Raw genomic sequence first — 341 nt, forward strand, 5'->3', positions numbered from 1 at the left:
GACACTGGACTGCCAACCTTATCCATCAACACCATTGCGGGCGATGACATCATCAACAGCACGGAGAAAGGTCAGGACCTGACCATCACCGGGCAAGCGACTGGACTGGCTTCGGGCGCGACAGTCACCGTTAACCTTAACGGCCAGCAGTATACCGCCACCGTTGATGATAAAGGACAGTGGAGTACCGTGGTACCTGCCGCAGATGTGGCAAATCTGGGTGAAGCGATCTACTCGGTTAGCGCGTCAGCGACCAATGATGTGGGGAACAGTGCTAACACAACCCATACCATCACTGTCGGCGGGGAAGCCCCGACCATTACCATCAATACGGTGGCGGG

At 56.3% G+C, this 341-nt stretch carries 1 protein-coding gene; it reads left to right on the forward strand.

Annotated features, from left to right (window positions below):
• Positions 1 to 341 (forward strand): Ig-like domain-containing protein (locus HGT70_RS16485; RefSeq protein WP_214196581.1); only part of this gene is annotated, 341 nt, incomplete at both ends.

The organism is Rosenbergiella collisarenosi (assembly GCF_018494085.1).
GTDB classification, from domain to species: Bacteria; Pseudomonadota; Gammaproteobacteria; order Enterobacterales; family Enterobacteriaceae; genus Rosenbergiella; species Rosenbergiella collisarenosi.